This is a genomic window from Bradyrhizobium sp. Ken64, from assembly GCF_055807555.1.
This window is the reverse complement of the sequence record NZ_JBVVPA010000005.1, coordinates 58,487-78,487: the sequence shown is the minus strand read 5'-3', so window position 1 is coordinate 78,487 and position 20,001 is coordinate 58,487. Positions and strand designations below refer to the sequence as shown.

Below are 20,001 nucleotides of genomic sequence, written 5' to 3'. Positions count from 1 at the left end.
TAGAATTCAAGATGCCCCATTAGAGCGGAAACGCCCAAAAGGCTACTGCCTGCCGATATCGTCAGCCAACTCGGCGGGCGCCGCGCCCTGCTCCAGGGCCGCCTCGTAGTTGAGCTCGATCATGACCCCGTTGGGGTCGTGGACGAAGATCTGCCAGAGCTCGCCGCCGGGCACCTGGCGGGAGTCGAACTTCATCCCCTTCGAGGCCAGCCGTTGTTTCATGCCGTCAAACCCGCGGCTGGCGAAGGCGACATGGTGGACAACGCCGGAATCCGGCTTTTGTGGCTCGGCAGTCGGAGAAATATCGACGAGGTGCACCACCGGCTTACCCTCGCTGTACATCCAGGCGCCGGGGAAGGCGAAATTCGGCCGGGGGCCTTTTTCCAGGCCCAGCACGTCCTCGTAGAAGCGGACGGTCTCAGCCAGATTCCGGGTCCGGATGTTGAAATGATCGAGCACGCCCACGCTTACGCCGCCCATGCCTTCGCTCCCTTTTTTTGAAGTCCTTAGGTCCGCCATCCTAGCACAGGCGGGGGCCAAACGAAGCCGTTGCCCTCCGGCCTCAAGGGTTTATGGTGCGGCCGATCTGCCGCAATGGCGGAACCGGGCGCCCCTCGCCCGGCAAGAACCGTAAAACCCAAACTACGGACAAGGTACCACAGATGGCTAAAGTCGCTTTCCTCGGTCTCGGCGTGATGGGCTTCCCCATGGCCGGACACCTCGTGAAAAAAGGGGGCCATGAGGTCACCGTCTATAACCGCACCGCGGCCAAGGCGAAGGAGTGGGCGGACAAGTTCGGCGGCAAGACCGCGGCGACCCCGAAGGTCGCGGCCGAGGGCCAGGACTTCGTGATGTGCTGCGTCGGCAACGACAACGATCTGCGCGCGGTCACGATCGGTGCCGACGGCGCGTTTGCCGGCATGAAGAAGGGGGCGACCTTCGTCGACCACACCACTGCTTCCGCCGAGGTCGCGCGTGAGCTCGATGCGGCCGCCACCAAGGCTGGCTTCAAATTTATCGACGCCCCGGTCTCCGGCGGCCAGGCCGGCGCAGAGAACGGCGTGCTGACGGTGATGTGCGGCGGCGCGCAGGACGCCTATGCCGGCGCCGAGCCGATCATCACAAGCGCCTATGCGCGGATGTGCAAATTGCTGGGGCCCGCCGGCTCCGGCCAGCTGACCAAAATGGTCAACCAGATCTGCATCGCCGGCCTCGTCCAGGGCCTCTCCGAGGGCATTCACTTCGCCAAGAAGAGTGGCCTCGACGTCGCCGCCGTGATCGAAACCATCTCCAAGGGGGCCGCGCAGTCCTGGCAGATGGAGAACCGCTACAAGACCATGAACGACGACAAGTATGATTTCGGCTTCGCGGTCGAATGGATGCGCAAGGATCTCTCGATCTCGCTGGCCGAAGCCCGCCGCAATGGCGCCAATTTGCCGGTGACCGCGCTGGTCGACCAGTTCTACTCCGAGGTCGAGAAGATGGGCGGCAAGCGCTGGGATACGTCGAGCCTGCTCGCGCGCCTTAATCGCTGACGCCTGACGAAGTGATCCTGCCTTGCTGATCGCACTCGCCGCAATCTTCGTCCTCGCCTATGCGGCGATCGCGCTCGAGCATCCGATCGGGGTGAACAAGAGCGCGTCTGCGCTACTCGGCGCAGGCGTGCTCTGGACAATCTATGCGCTCGCGACCGGCGACCACACGCTGGTCGGCCGACAGCTCGATGAGTCCGTCGCCGCCACCGCGCAGATCGTCTTCTTTCTGGTTGGCGCGATGACCATCGTCGAAGTGATCGACGCCCATGACGGTTTCGAGGTCATCACCTCCCGCATCAGCACGACCAGCCAGGTCCGTCTGATATGGCTGATTGGCTTCGTGACCTTCTTCCTCAGTGCCATTCTCGACAATCTGACCACCACCATCGTCATGGTCTCGCTGATCCAGCGGTTGATCGCCAAGCGCGACGACCGGCTGCTGTTCGCCTCCCTCATCGTCATCGCCGCAAATGCCGGTGGTGCATGGACCGTGATCGGCGACGTCACCACGACGATGCTGTGGATCGGCGGACAGATTTCGCCCCTGAAAATCATGGGCGCGGTGTTCCTGCCCTCCCTGCTCAACCTTCTGGTGCCGCTCGCATTCATCAGCTTTTCACTCAAGGGCAAGACCATCGCACCGCCGCCGAAAGAGGACGGATTGCAAAGCGTCGATCCGTTTGAGAGGAACGTGATGTTCTATCTCGGACTCGGCGTCCTGATCGCGGTGCCCGCCTTCAAGACGGTCACGCACCTGCCGCCCTTCATGGGCGTCCTGCTTGGGCTTGGCATCGTGTGGTTGGTCGGCGAGATCGTTCATCGCGACAAGGATGAGCATGTCCGCGGTCCGCTCACGCTTGCGAATGCCCTGACGCGGATCGACATGGGCTCGATCGTGTTCTTCCTCGGCATCTTGCTCGCGGTCGCCTGCCTCGAACATGCCAGCCTGCTCTCTATGGTGGCCAAATGGCTGGGCACCGCGATCGGCCGACAGGACATCATCGTGATCGTGCTCGGGCTGCTCAGCGCCGTCATCGACAACGTGCCGCTGGTCGCCGCGACGATGGGTATGTACGACCTGGCGCATTATCCACCCGACAGCTTCCTCTGGGAGTTCATCGCCTATTGCGCCGGAACCGGCGGCTCGATCTTGATCATCGGCTCGGCCGCAGGCGTCGCCGCCATGGGGCTCGAGCGCATCGAGTTCCTCTGGTACGCCCGCCGCATCGCCGTCCCGGCGCTCGCCGGCTATCTTGCCGGAGCAGTGGTGTACATCGCGCAGCACGCGGCGCTGCATTGAGCGGCTCACGCCGGATCCAAAATTAACGCCGGGTTAACGTAATTCTTTAGCTCCTTAAGTCACCTCTTAAGGATTTCTTGCCAGAGATAGACAATGCAGAAGGCCCGCCCCGCGCGGGCAGGAATTGTTGTTGTGCGATGAGTAAACCCGCTGAAAAGCCCGAGGTTGTGCAGCTTCCGGCCGAGCCGGTGAGCGTGCCGTCGGCGAGCCATCGCCGGGCTGCGGCACAGCGGGTGCGCGAGGCGCGCGACAAGTTAACGTCGACCAGTGGAACCCGGCCGGCTTTCGACGCCGAAATGCTGCGCCATTACGCCCAGACCCGGCTGTCGGCCTCCTACGTCGTGATGCTGCTTGTGGTCGCGACAGGCGTGCTGTTTGGGCTGTGGATGCAGCCGATCCCGGCCGCGGCCTGGACCGCCGGCATGCTGTGCATCCATGCCGCGATGATCCGCAGCTGCCACCGCTTCCTGGCCGAGCCCGCCTCGCCCGCGGCAACGCGCGCATGGCAGACGCGCTTCGTCGTGCTCGACCTGCTCTATGGCCTTTGCTGGATGGCGATCCTGATCCATCCCGTGCTCGACACGATCACGGAATCGCTGATGATGTTCCTGATGCTGCTCGTGATCGCAGTATCGAGCATGCTGGCCGCCAATCTGCCGATCGCCGCCCTCGCCGCCACTGCACCGGTCGCGGTCGCGATGGCGCTGAGCTTCGTGATGACCGGCTCGCTGGATAATTACATCCTGGCCGCGCTCGCCCTCGCCGCCGAAGGCTATTTCGTGCTGCTGGCTCACCGCCTGCACTCTTCGACCTTCGCCACGCTCGAGGCGCGCGCCGAGAAGGACGCGCTGATCGGCGAGCTCGAACAAGCCAAGGCGATCTCGGACGAAGCGCGCCACCGCGCCGAATCCGCCAATGTCGCCAAGTCGCGCTTTCTGGCGCAGATGAGCCATGAACTGCGAACGCCGCTCAACGCGATACTCGGCTTCTCCGAGGTGATGAAGAGCGAGATTTTCGGCGCGCATGCCGTGCCGGTCTACAAGGAGTACTCGGCCGACATCCACAATTCCGGCGTCCACCTGCTCAATCTCATCAACGAGATCCTCGATCTGTCGCGGATCGAGGCCGGCCGTTACGAGCTCAACGAGGAAGCGGTCTCGCTGGTCGGCATCGTCGCCGATTGCCATCATCTGATGAAGCTGCGCGCCTCGAGCCGTGGCATCACCATCCACGAAGTGTTCGAGCAGGCAATGCCGCGGCTCTGGGCCGACGAGCGCGCGATCCGCCAGGTCGTGCTCAATCTGCTCTCCAACTCGATCAAGTTCACTCCGCAGGGCGGCGAGATCTGGCTCAAGGCCGGCTGGACGGCCTCAGGCGGACAATATCTCTCGGTGAAGGATACCGGCTCCGGAATCCCCGAGGACGAGATCCCGGTCGTGCTGGCCTCGTTCGGCCAAGGCTCCAATTCGATCAAGTCGGCCGAACAGGGCGCCGGTCTCGGCCTGCCGATCGCCAAGAATCTGGTTGACCTGCATGGCGGTACGTTCACGCTGAAATCGAAGCTGCGCATCGGCACCGAAGTGATCGTCACCTTCCCGCCCGAGCGCGTGATGAGCGCGCTGGCGCCGATGTCGGATGATTCTCCGCCGCTCCAACCCGAGAGTTCCGCGGTAGCGGACGAGAAGCGCCGGCCCCGTCGCAAGCCGATCATGAGCGCAGGTACGGGCTCGTAACGAGATGCTTGCAGACATGCCCGACCATCCGCCACTATGTCCGAATGAGCAAAGAAACGCCGTGCGTCGCCGTCTGCATGATCGATCCCAAGACCAGGCTGTGCTTCGGCTGCGGACGCACATTGCCGGAGATCGCGCGCTGGCACGCCATGGAGAGCGCGGAACGGCTCGCGCTCATGGCGCTGTTGCCGGCGCGCATGAATCAGGCTGGACTTGCGCCCATCGCGGAATCGCTGAAACGAACCTGACCGGTCGGCGCGCATCTGGAGATGCGCAATGATCCGGTTCCTGCTCGTTCTCATTATGCTCGCCTGCACGGCAGGTGCCGTCGTCGCCTATGGCGATTCCGACCAGATCGCGCGCGCGAGCAGCAAGGTCTCGCATATCTTTCGCACGCAGACCGCAGCGCCCGCCCCCGCCGTGCAGATTCAGCGCGGCCAGGGCGGCGAATTCGCGCTGCGCGCGAAGATCAATGGCGTGGCCGCACCGATGGTCATCGACACCGGCGCGACCTCGGTGGTGCTGACCTGGGAAACCGCAAAAGCGATCGGGCTGCCACTCGAGATGCTCGAGTACGACGTCGATCTCGAAACCGCGGGCGGTCACACCAAGGCGGCCCGCCTCACGATCGACCGCCTCTCCGTCGGCCACCTCGTCGAAAAATCAGTGCCGGCCCTCGTCGTGCAGCGCGGGCAGATGAAGACCAACCTGCTCGGCATGAGCTTCCTCGATCGCCTGGAGAGCTGGGGCGTGCGCGCCGACAGGCTGATGCTCACCGGTTATCCGGAGCTCCAGACCAGTCGCCGCCGCTCGCGCCTGGCAGTCGACTAGACTTTTGCAATCCGGCTCGCCATGTGCCTCGGCTAGGCCGCCGCCTCCGCCGGCGCGCGCGCACCGACACGCGCAATCGCATCGCGTAGCACCTCGAGGCCGGCGCCCGGCTTTACCCCCTGCTCGGCAAGATGCCGGCGGAAGGCGCGCGCGCCGGGTACGGCGTGGAATGCGCCGACGAAATGCCTCGTCATGGAGTGCAGCCGCGTGCCGCGCGCGAGCTGCTGCTCGATGTAGGGCATCATTGCTTCGAGCGCATCCGGCATCGAGGCATGCGGCGCCGCCTCGCCGAAAATGTCGATATCGACCGAGAGCAGCCGCCACGGCTCCTGATAGGCGGCTCGTCCAAGCATCGCGCCGTCAACGTGATCGAGATGTGCCCTTGCCTCCTCGATGCCGGGGATGCCGCCGTTGATGATGACAGGCACATCCGGCATCGCGCGCTTGAGGCGATAGACGCGATCATAGTCGAGCGGCGGGATGTCGCGATTCTCCTTCGGTGACAAACCGCTGAGCCATGCTTTCCGGGCATGCACGATCAACGCATCGCAGCCGGAGTCAACGACCGCGTGCGCAAGGTTGTCGAGCGCGACTTCCGGATCCTGGTCGTCGATACCGATGCGGCACTTCACCGTGACGGGCACGGCAACCGCACCCTTCATCGCCTCGACGCACCTCGCCACGAGATCAGGCTCTGCCATGAGGCAAGCGCCGAAACGGCCGTCCTTCACGCGGTCGGAGGGGCAGCCGACGTTGAGGTTGATCTCGTCATAACCGAACTCCTCGCCGATCCGTGCCGCCAGCGCCAGCTCGCGCGGATCCGACCCGCCGAGCTGAAGCGCGACCGGGTGCTCGACCAGGTCGAAGCCAAGCAGCCGCTCCCGGTCACCATGAATGATGGCACCAGTGGTCAGCATCTCCGTATACAGCAGCGCCCGCCGCGTCAGGTGACGATGGAACACCCGGCAATGCCGGTCGGTCCAATCCATCATCGGAGCGACAGAAAAGATATAGTTGTTATATTTCAACGACTTAACCTATATGCTCAATTGCATGAAGCATGAGCGTGTGCACTCCAAACTAGCCGAAATTGCACACGTTTGTACCCTGTTTTGACCTTTCGGTGCACACGTAGCGCACACGACTGGGGAGTGCACACGGCCCTGGCCAGCTTCACTCAGTTGCCCTCCGGGAACTGGCGCGTCCAGGTCCGCGCAAGAACCGCTATGTGTCAGAGACCTTTCGCCGTCGCAAGGACGGTGAAGATTGGGCGCTCGACATGGAGCGCAACATCGATCGCAAGGGATCACCAGAACCGAGGCTGCTGTGCAGGCTCGAACGTTCGGTGACACTGTCCCAACTCAACCGTGAGCGACTGATTGAGTTTGGTCGGAAGCGAGCGAAGCAAGGTGCCGGGCCGGCAACATTGGCGATCGACTTCTCCTTCATTCGAACCGTCGCTACGCATGCTGCAGCGGTGCACGGCATTGAAGTCTCGGCCGAAGAAGTTCGCTGGGCGCGCTTTGCAATGAAGCACTTGGGTCTAGTAGGCAACTCTGAAGAGCGAGATCGACGCCCAACAAGCCCACTTCGGATCTGCGCTGCGGGCAGAACTGGCGTGCCGACGAGCACCGGGCATCGCACGACAGGACTGGGTGGCGGCGAGCCGCCCGACGTCAACGGCGTCGCCCTGCGACGTGTGAGTGCACAGCAGCGCCGGCTCCTTGTACGTGGCATCGAATCGCAAGGTCGTCTCGTTGGCAAGCCGAACCGTGTCGATGTTGCGCCGTTGATTTTGCAGTACGAAATCAGGATTGGCCGCCCGTGGGTTGGTTAGCGCCGCCGTCTTGGTGACTTCTCCCGGTATCTCGGCGCGCCATCGCCCTGCATTCACGTAGAAGCGAGTCTCTGCGTGCGTCGAAAACACCGATAGGCCGTGATGAAATAGTCAGGGGTCCGTCAGCTCCGCCGGAGCCGTTGCGGTGCACCTCTCCCGCGCGGAGAGAGGTGATCCGAGTCCTCGGCTTGTACCGATTCAAGCGTGTTCATCCGGTCTACCTCGGAACGGGCGCTTCCGATTCCAGCAGGGACGCGGCCTTGAGATCGCTCCAGAGCGCGGCTGGCACTGAGGCGGTCAGCGCTGCCACGTTGCGCTCGACCTCCTGCGCATTATGCGCCCCAAGGACCACGCTCGCGACCGCGGGATGGCCGAGCGCGAAATGTAGAGCTGCCGTCGGCAGTGCTACGTCATGAGCTGCGCAGATGCGCTGGATTTCGGCAACCTTCGAAAGGATCTGCGGCGGCGCATCCTGATAATTGTACTTGGCGCCCTTAATGGCGCCCGTCGCCAGAATCCCCGAATTGAACACGCCGCCGAGCAGCACCGCGATGCCCTGCTTCAGGGCCAGCGGCATGAACTCCTCGAGTGCTGGCTGCTCAAGCAGCGAATAGCGCCCGGCGAGCAGCATTACCTCGAAGGATCCGGCCTGCGCAAAGCGCACGCACATCTCGGCCTCGTTGACGCCGATTCCGATGCCCGCGACCACACCTTCAGAACGAAGTTTGTCCAGCGCTACATAGGCCCCGGACATCGCTTCGCGAAACCGATCCTCGATCGCGTCCTTGCCGTGGGTCCACACATCGACATCATGGATCAGCAGCAGATCGATACGGTCGGCGCCAAGCCGCAACAGCGACTGCTCGACCGAACGCATGGTGCCGTCATAGGAATAGTCGACTACGGCCCGGTGCGGCTGTCCGCCAACAAATCCGGACCGAGTTTCCGGCTGGTGAAACGGATCCATCCAGCGGCCGGTCTTGGTGCAAAGCACCACGTCCTTGCGCGGCACGCGCCGAAGCGCCGTTCCGCAGCGATGCTCCGACAGGCCATTGCCATAGTGCGGCGATGTATCGAGCAAATTGATGCCGAGTTCGAAGGCGCGGCTCGCAGCGGCAATCGCAGTCTGGTCGTCGAGCTCGAGAAAAAGATCGCCAAGCGGTGCGGTTCCGAACCCGAGGATAGAGACTTCGAGACCGGTCCGGCCAAGTGTGCGGCGCGGCAAAGCTGATTGCGAAACCATGGTGAATTGCTCTTCCTTCTCCGCGCCTCGATCGCGCGCTGGTCTCATTGCAGCGACGCGCAGCGTATGTATTTGCCGTCAGGTGTCAACGCGGAGATTACGGATCTCGTACAAGACTATTCCACTCATACAGTCGGGTTGCTAAGAAAAGCGGAACCGGCACGCGGGCACTTCACGACCTGCGGCAACGAGGAGGAACAATGCTCCCCTATGTCACGCACGACGCACGCTTTGCCCGCCTGGTCTTCGGTCACGCCAATCTCGAAAAACTCACCAGCGGCTGCCGCTGGGCCGAAGGACCCGCTTACTTTCCGGCCGGCCGCTATTTGATCTGGTCCGACATTCCGAACAACCGGATGATGCGCTTCGACGAGACCGATTCATCGGTGTCGGTGTTCCGCTCGCCGAGCTTCAACTCGAACGGCAACACGACCGATCGCGAGGGGCGGCTGGTCACTTGCGAGCACTTCATGCGCCGCGTCACCCGAACCGAGCATAACGGCTCCATCACGGTGCTTGCCGAGCAGTTCGAAGGGCGTCGGCTGAACTCGCCCAACGATGTCGTGGTGAAATCGGACGGCTCGATCTGGTTTTCGGATCCGACATACGGCATCGACAGCGATTACGAGGGCCAGCAGACCAAATCCGAGATTGGCGCCTCCAACGTATACCGGATCGATCCAGCGGGCGGCGAGATCAGCCTCGTCGTCTCTGACCGCGTGCAACCGAACGGGCTGGCGTTCTCACCAGACGAGAAGCTGCTTTATCTCGCCGATACCGGCGCGACCCACGTCGACGGGCTGCCCGCGACGATCTGGTCCTACAAGGTCCAGGGAAACAAGGTCGCTGAGCCCTCGCTGTTTTCCACCTGCCCCGACGGACTCTATGACGGGTTTCGCTGCGACATCCACGGCAACATCTGGACGTCAGCGGGACAGAGCGTGTTCTGCTATGCAGCCGACGGGACACATATCGGGACGATTCCGATCGGCGAGATCGTGGCGAATGTCTGTTTCGGCGGTCCGCAGCGCAACCGCCTCTACATTTGCGGACAGACATCGCTGTATTCGATCTTCCTCAATACGCGCGCGGCCGCGTAAGGGAAAACGCGTTGCGGGGTGGCGTGCAGCGCCATCCTCAGCTGTTCTGCCGGTGCTTTGGCGGACCATCAGGTCCCCCGCCGCCATGCAGATCAGATTCGAGCTCCTCGATGATGGTGTGAAGCTGGCGTATGGCTAGAGGATCGGCTACGTCGCGCTCCACAGAGCGATAGCGCGCGATCCAGACTTGCTGGTCTCTGACCTCGATGTCGCTCATGATGCGTGATCTCTGCCGATACGACACCGAGCAAGGCAGTTCGATTCGCTAAGCTTTTCGGATCATTTGCGAGGGTTTCCAATTCGCAAAGACGACGGGCTACTTGGGCCGGCCATCTAGCTCATGACGCGTTCGCCCCGCCCGTAGACGAGCAGCATGAAGATGATAACGAGACCATAGATCACCTGCCGGCCCGCCTCCGGCATCTCCATGATCGACAATACGCTGTTCAGGAGCACGATCAGGACGACGCCGATCAGCGTGCCGAGATAGCGGCCGCGGCCGCCGAGGATGTTGGTGCCTCCAATCACGACGGCGGCGATCGAGGGCAGCAGATAGGCGTCTCCCATGCCTTGGTAGGCCTTGGTGGAATAGCCGGCGAGCAGCACGCCCGCGAGCGCGGCAGCAAGGCCGCAGAGGACGAAGCAGACCACCGTGACGCGGCGCGTGTTGACGCCGGCGAGATAGGCCGCCGCCTCCTTGTTGCCGATGGCGTAGATGTAGCGGCCGAGCGACATGCGCTGCAGGATGACGACCACCAGCACGGACACCGCGGCCCAGACGAACAGCGCGTTGGGGATGCCGAGCGTGCGATCGCCCGCCAGCATACGCATCAGGTCGGTCGCCCCGGTCTGCGGTGCGTAGCCGCCAGTATGCGCGACCATCAAGCCGCGCATCACGGCATTCACGCCCAGCGTAAAGATCATCGAGGGGACCCGCAGATACGCGACCCCGACGCCGTTGACGAGCCCGACCAGAACGCCGACCCCGAGCCCGACCGGAATTGCGAGAGGACCGCCGACCGAGGTCGCCATCATGGCCGCGGCGGCGAGCGTCCAGGGCACCGACAGATCGATCTGCGCGATCAGGATCACGATCATCATGCCGGCCGAGACGATCCCGAGGAACGCACCGATCTGCAATTGCTGCAGAAGATAGGCCGGAGACAACAGGGGAGCGCTGCCGAAACGGGCGAACGTGTAAACCGTACCCGCGACGAGAATGACGACGATGAACAGCGCCGCAATCAGGATCGGGCGATCGTCGCGCGAGAGGCTGAATGAGGCCGCCGTCATCGAAACAGCTCCAAAGTGTTCTTGACGCGCAGCATACCCAAGGCGCCGATGCTGACGGCAGCGAGCAGGATCACGCCCTCGAACAGCGGCTGCAGAAGAGGGGCAATGTCGAAGATGCGGAAGAAGAAGGAAATCACGCGCAAGACCATGGCGCCGAAGATCGACCCGATCGCACTGCCGGTTCCGCCCAGCAGCGAAGTGCCGCCGATCACCACGGAGGCGATCGAGTTGAGCGTATAGGCGCCGGCCTGCGGAATGTCCGCATTCCCAGACGAAGTCTGGATAGCAAGGAAGAGACCGCCGCAGCCGGCGAAGAAGCCCGCGAGCGTGAAGGCGGCGATCTTGGCGCGCTCGATCGGAAGGCCGGACATATAAGCCGCGCCCTCGGCCGAGCCGATCGCATAGACGGCGCGGCCGAGAACGGAGCGGCGGAACGGCACCCATACCAGCAGCGGAACGAGAACGAGAAGCACAAAGGGCACCGGGATCCAGGCGAACGGCGCAAACCAGGCAGCCGCGCCATCGTCGAAGATGTGCACGGTCGAGGCGAAATCGCCGAGCGAGTTAGTCAGCGCCCAGTTCAGATCAACATCGATCTTGCCGCCCGGGGTCGGACGCAGGAAAAGCGCGATGCCGATGTAGACCGCGCCGGTCGCAAGCGTCGCGATGATCGGCTGGATGCGCCCATAGACGACGACGCAACCATTGATAAAGCCGGCAGCCGCGCCGATCGCAAGGCACACGGCGATCCCGAGCAGAATGCCGCTCACGCCGCCCGGAAAGGTGCCGAGGCCGAGATGCACGCCGAACATGTCGAGATGCAGCGGCGCACCACCTGCCGCGCCGGTCAGGAGGTAACTCGCAAAGCAGCCGACCATGGTCATGACCGCTCCGACGGAGAGATCAAGGCCCGACATCAAGACCGGCACGGTCTGCGCCATCGCCAGCATGGCGAGCGCAAAGATTTCGTCGCCATTCTGCACCAGCACGGCGGAGGAGAAGCCGCGGGGATGCGCGGCGTTGTAGAAAATGTAGAGGGCGCAGAACAACAGGATGGCGGTGACCAGACCGATGTTCTGGCGGATCCTGATCGCGAGATCGTCAAGCATGCGCCGCCCCCGCCGCGGTATCGGTGTCGACATTCAAGGAGCTTGCGACAATGTTGGTCTCGGTGAGGTCGTCGCCCTCGAGCTCGCGCACGATGCGGCCGTCATACATGATGACGACGCGGTCGCAGCAGCCGATCAGCTCGTCATAGTCGGTCGAGTAGAACAGGATTGCGGCGCCCTGGTCGGCGAGTTCGCGCATCAGCCGGTAGAGCTCCTGCTTGGTGCCTACGTCGATTCCGCGCGTGGGATCGTTGAGCAGGATGATGCGCGGATCGGTCATCAGCCATTTGGCGAGCACGACCTTCTGCTGGTTTCCACCCGACAGCGTCGAGACCGCGTCACTCGCTGCGCCCAACTTGATCTGCAGCCGTGCGATGGCCCGCTTGATCGCGGTGCGTTCCTTGCCGGCATCGATGAATGGGCCAGTGGAAAGGGCGTCGAGCGATGCGATCGCAAGATTGTCCGCGATCGACATCGGCAGCATCAGTCCTTCGGTCTTGCGGTCCTCAGGCACGAGCGCGATGCCGACCGATTTTGCCGCCGCCGGGGAGCCGGGACGCACCTCGCGGTTTGCCACCATGATGCGACCGGTGACGCCGCGCAAAACGCCGAACAGAGCAAGCAACAGGGATTTCTGACCCTGACCGTCGAGGCCACCGAGCCCGACGATTTCGCCGGCGCCGACGCTCAGTGAGATGCGATCGAGCTGCCTCTCCCACGACAGGTTCTCGAGCGCCAGCACCGGCCTCGCAGCATTGCGCGCCGGCTTGGGCGGGTACTGGGCCGCGATGTCACGCCCGATCATGAGCTGGACGATATCGGCGGTCGAACGCACGCCCTTGTCGAAGGTCTCGATATGGCGGCCGTTGCGAAATACCGAGGCGCGGTCGGCGAGCGCCTCGACCTCGTGCATGCGGTGCGAGATGTACAGGATTGCAACACCTTCGGCCTTGAGCCGTGCCAGCATCGCGTAGACCTTCTCCACATCGGCGCTCGTCAGTGCCGATGTCGCCTCATCGAGGATCAGCAACTGCGGCCGCTTGCCGAGCGCCTTCGCGATCTCGACCACCTGGCGCCGCGATAGGGGCAGATCGCGCACGTGCCTCAGGGGATTGACGTCCTCACAGCCGATCTCGGCCAGAAGCTCCTCGGCGCGGCGGCGCTGGGCCTTCGCATCGATCAAGCCGAACCGCCGCGGCGGGGACGCAATGGAGATGTTGTCCGCGACCGAGAGGTCGGGCATCAGCGATAGCTCCTGGAAGATGCAGACGACACCGGCCGCATTCGCCGCCGACGGCGTAGCAAAGCTGACGGCGCTCCCTGCGAGGCGCATGCGGCCGCTGTCGGGCTGCACCACCCCGGCGATGATCTTGATCAAGGTCGACTTGCCGGCACCGTTCTCGCCCAGCACGGCGTGGATCTTGCCGCGCTCGCAGGCGAAATCGACCCCCTCCAGAGCACGAACGCCGGCATAGCGCTTGGAGATGCCGGCGAGCTCCAGGAAGGCGGATGGCGTCGGGTCGGCAGCCGGCATCACCCGGCCTTCACGCAACGACGGCCCGGCGGATGCCGGGCCGTGACAGAGATATCACTCGAGACGTCACTGGGTGTTCTTCTCGCTCTGCGACATGATTTCCGGCGCAGTGAAGTTCACGCCACACGGTGTGAACTGGTTCGGTGCAAAGAAGTTGGCCTTGAGCTCAGGCCAGTAGTTCGTGCCCGGCTTGAGATCCTTGTAGGTCGCCACCGGAATCGGGATCGAGATCAACTGCGGCATGACGTTGCCCTGCAGCGCCGAGATCGCCGCCTTGGTCGCGATCGCCACCAGCGCCGGCGACTGGCCGTAGGACATGCCCTTCAGTCCGTCCTTGGCGTGATCGGCGATCTGCTTGCGGTACTCATTTTCGCCCTCGCCCGACATCGGCACAAAGGGATGCTTGGCGGCCATCAGCGCCTGCACGGTGCCGTCGGATCCGCCTTGGGTGAATACTCCGTCGAAATGGCCGTGCACAGCCAGCGCATCCGCAGTCACCTTCTGCGAGGTGCCGGTGTCCCAATTGCCAACCACCTCGGTGATTTTGAAGCTGTTGCCGGGCGCTTCCATGACCTCGCGGAAACCGAGATGACGGTCGCGGTCGACCGAGTTTCCGGGCAGGCCCCGGACTTCGAGGATGTCACCGGATTTCTTGCCGCTCTCGTCGATCAGCCATTTGGCCGACATGCGGCCCATTTCCTTCTGGTCCTCGTTGACCATCATCACCTTGTCGGTGTCGAGGACGTTGTCGAACGGCACCACCACGACGTTGTTCTTGTCGGCAAGACGGATGATGCGATCAAAACCGTCGGGCGCGACCGCAATGGTGACGATTGCGTCGAAGCCTTGGTTGATGAAGTCCTCCATCGCGCCAAGTTGCGCCGCCACATCGGTCCCGGTGGAAACGACCTTGAACTCCTTGATGTTCTCCTTGATACCCGGCTGATCGGCGAAAGCCTTGGCAGTCTTCACCATCTGGATGCGCCAGGTGTTGCCGACAAAACCGTTGACCAGCGCGATCCTGTAGGGGCCCGCCTTCTTGGGCCACTGGAAGAATTTGGTCTCGGACGACCATGGCTTGAAGCAGGCGGGGTCGGCGCCGGGGCCGGAGACGACCTTCGGACCAGCCAGAGCACTCACCGATGACAGCAGCAAGCCGGCGCAAGCCAGCCCCGCCAGACGAAGCGTCCACACCATGTCGTGTCTCCCTGAGCGTTTGTGTTCCACCCTAACGCGGCGCGTAGCCATGCCGGGAATTGACCTTCCCGTGCGTGTATCGCGCTAGGATGGACGCAACTTGCGATGCTGACAAGCCAAGGGCGGACGCTCCGGCGCGAGGCGCGATCTGAACGCACGGCCAACCGACGACAATTTTGGAAGCAGAAAACGTAACAATGACAGTCGGATGTTCGTGGGCGGCAAGGGATTGTGCAACGGCGAAGCTGGCCATGGCCGGCCTTTCATCGTGGCATCCACGCGCGTGACGAAAAAAATGACACTCAGGGGAAAGTGTGAATCGCTACGGAGCCGAACGAAGCCCGCTTGCTGAAGCTGGGTTGAAGCCGGAAGCTGGGACTACTTGCTTCCGTCCGGCGGGGTGGCGTGGCGCTCCTTCGCTGAGATGATGGCTGTAGGAGCGCTGATCGCTCGCAGCTCCTCACTCAGCAGCTCGAAGAGAAGATCAGGTGTCGCACTGCGACGGTGGCTGGCGAACATGTCACTTGCTTGACACGTTCTGAAGCGCCGGTCTCTAATGTCCTTCAAGGCCCTGCGGTTGGACAGGCAACACTTTCTGTCCCCAAGCAAGAACAGGCTCGACTGCCCCACCCCAGCGACTGTCAGGTCAAGGGTGCGGACTCCAAGATCGTTTCCTGGGAGGGAACAATGGACAGACGCCAGACGCTCAAGCTGATCGGTGGCACGGCCGCGTTGGCCGGTGCCGGTTTTCCGGGCTTTGCCTTTGCGCAAGCCCAAAAGGAAATGGTCACGGTCGTGAAGATCGCGGGAATTCCGTGGTTCAACGCACTTGAAAAGGGAATCCAGAAGGGTGCGAAGGATTTCAGCATCAATGCCACTATGGTTGGCCCGGCGAACGTCGATCCGGCACAGCAAGTAAAGCTCCTTGAGGATCTGATTGCCAAGAAGGTCAACGTGATCGGCCTGGTGCCGCTTGATGTAAAAGTCTGCGAACCCGTGCTGAAGCGCGCACAGGCCGCGGGAATCAAGGTCATCACGCATGAGGGTCCGGAACAGGAAGGCCGTGACTGGAATGTGGAATTGATCGACTCCGTTCGCTTCGGCGAGGTGCAGATGGAACGTCTCGCCAAGGACATGGGCGGCGAAGGTGATTATGTGGTCTACGTCGGAACTCTTACGACGCCACTTCACAACAAATGGGCCGATGCCGCGATTGCCTACCAGCAGAAGAATTTTCCAAAAATGAAGCTCGTCGCCGACCGCTTCCCTGGCGCCGACGAGATCGACACCAGCCAGCGCACGACGCTTGACGTGATCAAGGCCTATCCTAACCTGCATGGTATTCTCGGCTTCGGTTCGAACGGACCAATCGGGGCAGGAAATGCCGTGCGTCAACAACGCCTTGGAAAGAAGATCGCAATTGTCGGCACCGTGCTGCCAAGCCAGGCGAAGTCGCTTATCGCGGATGATACGATCCGCGAAGGTTTTCTGTGGAATCCCACCGATGCGGGTTACGCGATGGTCGCGGTGGCCAAACTCGTGCTCGATGGCAAGCCGATCACGGATGGCGTCGATGTACCCGGCCTCGGCAAAGCAGCCGTCGACGTTGCAGGAAAGCAGATCAAGGTGGACAAGATCATGCGCATCAACAAGGAAACCATCGACGGTCTGATCGCCGGAGGGCTCTAGGCCGGCATCGGTTTAGTCGCCTCATCGCGCTGCATTCCCGGCCCTTCCGGTCGGGAATGCGGTACCTCTCGGGTGATCGCACGATCGAACGGTCCATTGCAGGCGAACCTTTGGCGACTTTCCTGGAGATGTCCGGCATATCGAAGAGTTTCGGCGGCGTGCACGCGCTCCGCGACGTCGATCTCACTCTGGAAGTCGGCGAGGTGCATTGCCTGGTTGGTGAAAACGGCTCCGGCAAGTCCACCCTGATCAAGATCATTTCGGGCGTCGAGGCAGCGGAGCCTGGCGGCCGTATCGCAATTTCCGGCAAGGAATATCCTAAACTAACCCCGGTCTACTCCACGCATTGCGGCATTCAGGTCATCTACCAGGATCTTTCGCTATTCCCCAACCTCACCGTCGCCGAGAATATCGCGATGGCGCACCATCTTGGCGGCCTCCATTCGGTGAACTGGGCCTCAATGCGCGCCACCGCGAAGGCCATAATGGCAAAGATCGGCGTCGAGTTTGACCCGGACGCGAAAGTGTCAGAGCTCAGCATTGCCGGACGCCAGCTGGTCGCGATCTGCCGCGCCTTGGCTGCGGATGCCAAACTCCTGATTATGGATGAGCCGACGGCATCGTTGACCCGCCACGAGGTGAACGCCCTGATCGGGCTCGTAAGCGAGCTGAAGCGTGCTGGCATCTGCGTCGTTTTCGTCAGCCACCGTCTCGATGAGGTGCTTGAAATCGCCCAACGCGTGACGGTGCTGCGCGACGGCGCCAAAGTCGGTACTTTTGCTGCAGACACAATCGATGGGCGGAAACTCAGCCAGCTGATGACCGGCAAGTCCTTCGAGTATCAAATACAGGCGCCTGAGCATGCCGCTGGCCCGGTTGTGCTGGAAGTTGAGGGCCTGGGCCGCGAGGGCGAGTATGAGGATGTAAGCTTGCAGTTGCGCGCGGGCGAAGTAGTGGGTCTCACCGGTCTGCTCGGCTCAGGGCGAACCGAATTGGCGCTATCCCTGTTCGGCATGAAGCCGCCCGATCGCGGCACCATCGCACTTGACGGGCGGCCCATCGCCCTCCGTACAAATGCAGAGGCGATCGATCGAGGGATCGCCTACGTATCCGAGGATAGGCTTACGCTTGGTCTCATCCTGAATCAGTCCGTCACGGCGAACGTCACGCTTACGGTGCTGGATCGTCTGGCTGGCGCGTTCGGCTTGATTACCGCACGCGCGCGACAGACCCATGTCGCTCGGTGGGTTGCTGAACTCGGGATCAAGGTCGCCAATCCGGCCAACCCGGTGAAGACGCTCTCCGGAGGCAATCAGCAGCGGGTCGTGCTCGCCAAATGGATGGCGACGAATCCGCGGGTGCTTATCCTCGATAGCCCCACGGTGGGCGTCGACATCAGCGCCAAGGACGGCATTTATGAAATCATCCGGCGGCTGGCCCGCGACGGCGTTGCGGTGCTGATGATATCAGACGAAATACCCGAGGTCCTTTATCATAGTCATCGCGTGCTGGTGATGCGGGAAGGCCGCTTGACAACCGACGTGCCTGCCGCAGGCACTTCCGAAGATGCGCTTCGGCAGGCCGTCAATGCCTGAATCGCACATCGCATCATTCAGCAGGTTTCGTCGCAGCCATGAGTTCTGGCTGCTGATAGTCATCCTCGGGCTCTGCGCCAGCTTGGGCTTCGCGAACGCCCAATTCCTGACTATGCAGAATCTGTTTGATCTGCTGACCTCTTATGCATTTGTCGGCATCCTGGCGCTCGGGCTGCTGGTCGTGCTGATCGCCGGCGGAATCGACATCTCATTCACCGCGACCGCATCGGTAGCGCAGTATGTCACACTTTCGCTTGCCAATTCTTACGGGGCGAACTGGGTCGGCGTCTTCGCCATCGCGATTGGAATTGGCGGTGCGCTCGGTGCCCTCAACGCGTTCTTCATCCAGAAACTTCGAATACCATCGATCATCGTTTCGGTCGCGACGCTGAACATCTTCTATGGGCTTCTGATCTTCTTCACCGGCGGCAAATACATCTATTCGTTGCCTGACTGGTTTGCGACCGGAATATTCTGGTTCGAGTTCGAATGGGGCAAGGATAGCTCGTACGGTATCAACCTGCAAATCCTCGCGCTCGCGCTGGCATTTCTCGTCACCTGGCTTCTGCTTAATCGAACTAATATTGGCCGGCAGATCTATGCCATGGGAGGCAATGCCGATGCTGCACAGCGGCTCGGCTTCCACATTTTCGGCCTCAACATGCTGGTCTATTGCTACATGGGTGTCATGGCCGGAATCGCCTCCCTGATTCAGGCACAACTCGCGCAGTCCGTCGCCCCGACGGTGCTGGTGGGCAAGGAACTCGATGTGGTCGCTGCCGTCGTGCTTGGCGGCGCTAGCCTGATGGGCGGCGTCGGCACGGTCTTCGGCACGTTTCTGGGCTTGACGCTGCTCGCGGTACTCCAAAATGGAATCATTTTGCTGGGCGTTTCGTCTTACTGGTCGCCCTTCTTCGTCGGCTTGGTTATTCTCATTTCGGTCTCTGCGACCGCCTGGTCGCAGCGCGAGCGGCGAAGCCAGAGCGCATCCCGATGAGCAATGTACCCGCCCTCTCACTTCGCCGGCGCATGGTCGGCCTCGCCGGCAGCGGCACGGTCGCCACCCTCGTCCTGCTGTTGTTCGCGCTCTGGGTCGTGTTCGCGATCACGATCGGCGACCGGTTCTTCTCGGTCAACACGCTGCAATCCATGGCTTTCCAGATGCCCGAACTTGGCATCCTCTCGCTCGCGATGATGCTGGCGTTGCTATCTGGTGGACTCAACCTTTCCATCATCGCGACCGCCAATCTGTCCGGACTGACCATCGCGTTCCTGCTGACGCGCTACATCCCGGGGAGTCAGGGCCTCGCCTGGGTCGGCATTCAGGTGTTTGCGATCGCTGCAGGATTTGCAGTGGCCGCATTGGTCGGCCTCCTCAATGGTTTTGTCATCGCCTATCTCGGCGTTTCGCCGATCCTAGCCACGCTCGGCACGATGACGCTCTGCAAGGGTCTCGCGATCGGCTTGTCGCGCGGTAACGTCATCTCCGGATTCCCGGAGTCGATTGTGTTTATCGGCAACGGAACGGTTTTCGGGGTACCCTTTGCTCTGATCGTACTCGCGTTCTGCGCCTTGCCCGTCGCGCTCATGCTGAACGCGACGCCGTTCGGTGCGAAGGTCTACATGATCGGCTCGAACGAGAAGGCGACCCGCTACTCCGGCGTCAATACCCGCGCCGTCCTTCTCAAACTCTATGTATTTTCCAGCTTGCTCGCGGGCGTGGCAGCGGTGGTCATGTTGGCACGTTTCAATTCGGCCAACGCGGCATACGGCGAGAGCTACCTGCTCGTCACCATTCTTGCGGCCGTCCTCGGCGGCATCGATCCGTTTGGTGGCTTCGGCAAGGTTGGCGGGCTATTGCTTGCACTGATCATCCTTCAGGTTATCTCCTCGGCATTCAACCTTCTGAACCTTAGCCAATTCCTCACGTTGGCGATCTGGGGTGGAATCTTGATTGCCGTTGCGGCGGTTCCTCATTTCGCCGGCAAAGCGCCGCGGTAGCCAG

The 20,001-nt window shown here is 62.2% G+C and carries 19 protein-coding genes; 11 read left to right on the top strand and 8 right to left on the bottom strand.

Features of this window, described 5'->3' with window-relative positions; translation table 11 throughout:
- Positions 1-42: 42 nt before the first annotated feature.
- Positions 43-480 carry a VOC family protein gene (locus AC0L2F_RS10690; RefSeq protein WP_473248345.1) on the bottom strand — a complete coding sequence of 146 codons (438 nt, stop codon included), beginning with the start codon at positions 478-480 and terminating at the stop codon, positions 43-45.
- Between the two features lie 182 nt (positions 481-662).
- On the opposite strand from AC0L2F_RS10690, the gene AC0L2F_RS10685 reads away from it, so the two are divergent.
- The 5 genes from AC0L2F_RS10685 (at position 663) to AC0L2F_RS10665 (ending at position 5,399) form a co-directional block, all read left to right on the top strand.
- Positions 663-1,535, top strand: a complete 873-nt coding sequence (locus tag AC0L2F_RS10685) for an NAD(P)-dependent oxidoreductase (RefSeq protein WP_473248344.1) — start codon at positions 663-665, stop codon at positions 1,533-1,535.
- Positions 1,536-1,557: 22 nt separating this feature from the next.
- Positions 1,558-2,835 carry a sodium:proton antiporter NhaD gene (gene nhaD / locus AC0L2F_RS10680; RefSeq protein WP_473248343.1) on the top strand — a complete coding sequence of 426 codons (1,278 nt, stop codon included), beginning with the start codon at positions 1,558-1,560 and terminating at the stop codon, positions 2,833-2,835.
- Positions 2,836-2,972: 137 nt separating this feature from the next.
- On the top strand, positions 2,973-4,568 hold the full coding sequence (locus AC0L2F_RS10675; RefSeq protein ID WP_063992890.1) for a sensor histidine kinase: 1,596 nt from the start codon (positions 2,973-2,975) through the stop codon (positions 4,566-4,568).
- Between the two features lie 44 nt (positions 4,569-4,612).
- On the top strand, positions 4,613-4,816 hold the full coding sequence (locus AC0L2F_RS10670) for a DUF1289 domain-containing protein (protein WP_473248342.1): 204 nt from the start codon (positions 4,613-4,615) through the stop codon (positions 4,814-4,816).
- A 28-nt stretch (positions 4,817-4,844) separates the two neighbouring features.
- The gene (locus AC0L2F_RS10665; protein WP_007608744.1) at positions 4,845-5,399 is read left to right on the top strand and encodes a TIGR02281 family clan AA aspartic protease; all 555 of its coding nucleotides are present in this window, start codon (positions 4,845-4,847) and stop codon (positions 5,397-5,399) included.
- Between the two features lie 32 nt (positions 5,400-5,431).
- Here AC0L2F_RS10665 and dusA read toward each other — a convergent pair whose 3' ends face one another.
- Positions 5,432-6,427 carry a tRNA dihydrouridine(20/20a) synthase DusA gene (gene dusA / locus AC0L2F_RS10660; RefSeq protein ID WP_473248341.1) on the bottom strand — a complete coding sequence of 332 codons (996 nt, stop codon included), beginning with the start codon at positions 6,425-6,427 and terminating at the stop codon, positions 5,432-5,434.
- 200 nt (positions 6,428-6,627) lie between these two features.
- On the opposite strand from dusA, the gene AC0L2F_RS10655 reads away from it, so the two are divergent.
- Complete coding sequence (locus AC0L2F_RS10655; RefSeq protein ID WP_473248340.1) at positions 6,628-7,236, top strand: hypothetical protein; 609 nt, start codon at positions 6,628-6,630, stop codon at positions 7,234-7,236.
- Between the two features lie 217 nt (positions 7,237-7,453).
- On the opposite strand, the gene AC0L2F_RS10650 is transcribed toward AC0L2F_RS10655, so the two are convergent.
- Entirely contained in the window at positions 7,454-8,479 is a 1,026-nt protein-coding gene (locus AC0L2F_RS10650; protein ID WP_007608741.1) for an aldo/keto reductase, read from the bottom strand.
- 200 nt (positions 8,480-8,679) lie between these two features.
- On the opposite strand from AC0L2F_RS10650, the gene AC0L2F_RS10645 reads away from it, so the two are divergent.
- Positions 8,680-9,579, top strand: a complete 900-nt coding sequence (locus tag AC0L2F_RS10645) for an SMP-30/gluconolactonase/LRE family protein (protein WP_473248339.1) — start codon at positions 8,680-8,682, stop codon at positions 9,577-9,579.
- Between the two features lie 37 nt (positions 9,580-9,616).
- Here AC0L2F_RS10645 and AC0L2F_RS10640 read toward each other — a convergent pair whose 3' ends face one another.
- The 5 genes from AC0L2F_RS10640 to AC0L2F_RS10620 all read right to left on the bottom strand — a co-directional run bounded on the left by AC0L2F_RS10640 (position 9,617) and on the right by AC0L2F_RS10620 (position 14,712).
- On the bottom strand, positions 9,617-9,796 hold the full coding sequence (locus tag AC0L2F_RS10640) for a hypothetical protein (RefSeq protein ID WP_473248338.1): 180 nt from the start codon (positions 9,794-9,796) through the stop codon (positions 9,617-9,619).
- Positions 9,797-9,912: 116 nt separating this feature from the next.
- Positions 9,913-10,872, bottom strand: a complete 960-nt coding sequence (locus tag AC0L2F_RS10635; RefSeq protein ID WP_007608738.1) for an ABC transporter permease — start codon at positions 10,870-10,872, stop codon at positions 9,913-9,915.
- Positions 10,869-11,981 carry an ABC transporter permease gene (locus tag AC0L2F_RS10630; RefSeq protein WP_473248337.1) on the bottom strand — a complete coding sequence of 371 codons (1,113 nt, stop codon included), beginning with the start codon at positions 11,979-11,981 and terminating at the stop codon, positions 10,869-10,871. Before AC0L2F_RS10630 ends, AC0L2F_RS10635 begins: the two co-directional genes overlap by 4 nt.
- Complete coding sequence (locus tag AC0L2F_RS10625) at positions 11,974-13,515, bottom strand: sugar ABC transporter ATP-binding protein (RefSeq protein ID WP_473248336.1); 1,542 nt, start codon at positions 13,513-13,515, stop codon at positions 11,974-11,976. Before AC0L2F_RS10625 ends, AC0L2F_RS10630 begins: the two co-directional genes overlap by 8 nt.
- Positions 13,516-13,581: 66 nt before the next feature.
- Positions 13,582-14,712 carry a sugar ABC transporter substrate-binding protein gene (locus AC0L2F_RS10620; RefSeq protein WP_007608731.1) on the bottom strand — a complete coding sequence of 377 codons (1,131 nt, stop codon included), beginning with the start codon at positions 14,710-14,712 and terminating at the stop codon, positions 13,582-13,584.
- A 687-nt stretch (positions 14,713-15,399) separates the two neighbouring features.
- On the opposite strand from AC0L2F_RS10620, the gene AC0L2F_RS10615 reads away from it, so the two are divergent.
- The 4 genes from AC0L2F_RS10615 to AC0L2F_RS10600 all read left to right on the top strand — a co-directional run bounded on the left by AC0L2F_RS10615 (position 15,400) and on the right by AC0L2F_RS10600 (position 19,997).
- On the top strand, positions 15,400-16,401 hold the full coding sequence (locus tag AC0L2F_RS10615) for an autoinducer 2 ABC transporter substrate-binding protein (protein WP_063992897.1): 1,002 nt from the start codon (positions 15,400-15,402) through the stop codon (positions 16,399-16,401).
- Positions 16,402-16,511: 110 nt separating this feature from the next.
- On the top strand, positions 16,512-17,996 hold the full coding sequence (locus AC0L2F_RS10610) for a sugar ABC transporter ATP-binding protein (protein ID WP_473248335.1): 1,485 nt from the start codon (positions 16,512-16,514) through the stop codon (positions 17,994-17,996).
- The gene (locus tag AC0L2F_RS10605) at positions 17,989-18,993 is read left to right on the top strand and encodes an ABC transporter permease (protein ID WP_473248334.1); all 1,005 of its coding nucleotides are present in this window, start codon (positions 17,989-17,991) and stop codon (positions 18,991-18,993) included. Before AC0L2F_RS10610 ends, AC0L2F_RS10605 begins: the two co-directional genes overlap by 8 nt.
- Positions 18,990-19,997 carry an ABC transporter permease gene (locus tag AC0L2F_RS10600; protein ID WP_473248333.1) on the top strand — a complete coding sequence of 336 codons (1,008 nt, stop codon included), beginning with the start codon at positions 18,990-18,992 and terminating at the stop codon, positions 19,995-19,997. Before AC0L2F_RS10605 ends, AC0L2F_RS10600 begins: the two co-directional genes overlap by 4 nt.
- Positions 19,998-20,001 lie beyond the last annotated feature (4 nt).

Coding starts and splice junctions, on each gene's coding strand:
- AC0L2F_RS10630 (WP_473248337.1), bottom strand. CDS start 11,981: ATGCTTGACGATCTCGCGATCAGGATCCGCCAGAACATCGGTCTGGTC.
- AC0L2F_RS10675 (WP_063992890.1), top strand. CDS start 2,973: ATGAGTAAACCCGCTGAAAAGCCCGAGGTTGTGCAGCTTCCGGCCGAG.
- AC0L2F_RS10665 (WP_007608744.1), top strand. CDS start 4,845: ATGATCCGGTTCCTGCTCGTTCTCATTATGCTCGCCTGCACGGCAGGT.
- AC0L2F_RS10645 (WP_473248339.1), top strand. CDS start 8,680: ATGCTCCCCTATGTCACGCACGACGCACGCTTTGCCCGCCTGGTCTTC.
- AC0L2F_RS10685 (WP_473248344.1), top strand. CDS start 663: ATGGCTAAAGTCGCTTTCCTCGGTCTCGGCGTGATGGGCTTCCCCATG.
- AC0L2F_RS10640 (WP_473248338.1), bottom strand. CDS start 9,796: ATGAGCGACATCGAGGTCAGAGACCAGCAAGTCTGGATCGCGCGCTAT.
- AC0L2F_RS10600 (WP_473248333.1), top strand. CDS start 18,990: ATGAGCAATGTACCCGCCCTCTCACTTCGCCGGCGCATGGTCGGCCTC.
- AC0L2F_RS10690 (WP_473248345.1), bottom strand. CDS start 480: ATGGGCGGCGTAAGCGTGGGCGTGCTCGATCATTTCAACATCCGGACC.
- AC0L2F_RS10620 (WP_007608731.1), bottom strand. CDS start 14,712: ATGGTGTGGACGCTTCGTCTGGCGGGGCTGGCTTGCGCCGGCTTGCTG.
- AC0L2F_RS10635 (WP_007608738.1), bottom strand. CDS start 10,872: ATGACGGCGGCCTCATTCAGCCTCTCGCGCGACGATCGCCCGATCCTG.
- AC0L2F_RS10670 (WP_473248342.1), top strand. CDS start 4,613: ATGAGCAAAGAAACGCCGTGCGTCGCCGTCTGCATGATCGATCCCAAG.
- AC0L2F_RS10605 (WP_473248334.1), top strand. CDS start 17,989: ATGCCTGAATCGCACATCGCATCATTCAGCAGGTTTCGTCGCAGCCAT.
- AC0L2F_RS10615 (WP_063992897.1), top strand. CDS start 15,400: ATGGACAGACGCCAGACGCTCAAGCTGATCGGTGGCACGGCCGCGTTG.
- AC0L2F_RS10650 (WP_007608741.1), bottom strand. CDS start 8,479: ATGGTTTCGCAATCAGCTTTGCCGCGCCGCACACTTGGCCGGACCGGT.
- AC0L2F_RS10625 (WP_473248336.1), bottom strand. CDS start 13,515: ATGCCGGCTGCCGACCCGACGCCATCCGCCTTCCTGGAGCTCGCCGGC.